The sequence below is a fragment of the Micromonospora sp. M51 genome (assembly GCF_018070305.1).
GTDB lineage: Bacteria > Actinomycetota > Actinomycetes > Mycobacteriales > Micromonosporaceae > Micromonospora > Micromonospora parva.
Genome location: NZ_JAGPXZ010001247.1, coordinates 1 through 1,032, shown reverse-complemented (window position 1 = coordinate 1,032; position 1,032 = coordinate 1). Strand labels below are relative to the sequence as shown.

The window sequence follows — 1,032 nt, the reverse complement described above, 5'->3', positions numbered from 1 at the left end:
CGCTGATGCGCATGCGTCAGGTCGAGCCGAAGCTGCCGCTTGTCGCCCTGACCAACTACGACTTCCTGCAGACCGGCCAGCCGGGTGCCTCGCCCTGGCTGGGCGGGCTGGACATCGACGACTTCGGTGGCGACCCGATCACGGCGATCCGCAGCTTCGGCGCCAGCGCCTTCTCGCCGGTGCACGGCATGCCGCAGAACGGCACTGTCACCGACCCGGGCTACCAGCCGTACGTCACGAAGGAGATGGTCGACCGGGCGCACCGGTACGGGATCAAGGTGATCCCGTGGACGGTCGACGACGTGCCGACCATGACCAAGCTGATCGACGACGGCGTGGACGGCATCATCACCGACTACCCGGACCGGCTGCGCGGCGTGCTGGCGCAGCGCGGTTACCGGCTGCCGAAGGCGTACGCCGCGCCGTTCGACATCCAGGCGCACCGGGGCGGTCGGGCCACCCGGCCGGAGAACACCCTGCCGGCGTTCTCGAACGCGCTCTCCAACCGGGCCATCTCCACGCTGGAGCTGGACACCGGCGTGACCGCCGACGGCAAGCTCGTGGTGCTGCACGATCGCACCGTCAACGGGTCGCACTGCGTCGACACCAAGCCGGTGCGCCCCGGTGACCGGATGTTCCCGTACGTGGGCAAGCCGGTGCACGAACTGACCCTGGCGCAGCTCAAGACCGTCGACTGCGGCACGAAGACGCTGCCCGAGCTGCCCGCCCAGGTGCCCGCGCCCGGTGCCCGGATCCCGACCCTGGACGAGGTCTTCGCCCTGGTGAAGGCCAGTGGCCGCACCGACATCAGGATGAACATCGAAACGAAGATCAGCCCGGTGGTGAACGACACCGAGCCGTACCGCAGCTTCACCCGCAAGCTCGTCGACGCGATCCAGCGGGCCGGCTTCACCAAGCGGGCCACCATCCAGTCGTTCGACTGGCGCACCATCACCTACGCCCGGCAGCTCGACCGGCGGATCGGCACCGTCGCCCTGGTCTGGCAGTACGGCCCGGCCGAGTGCACGACCC

Annotated in this window: 1 protein-coding gene; it reads left to right on the top strand. The window is 69.5% G+C overall.

Annotation, left to right across the window (positions count from 1 at the left end; genetic code table 11):
* On the top strand, positions 1-1,032 hold a 1,032-nt coding region (locus tag KBX53_RS34020), incomplete at both ends, for a glycerophosphodiester phosphodiesterase family protein (RefSeq protein ID WP_305798005.1).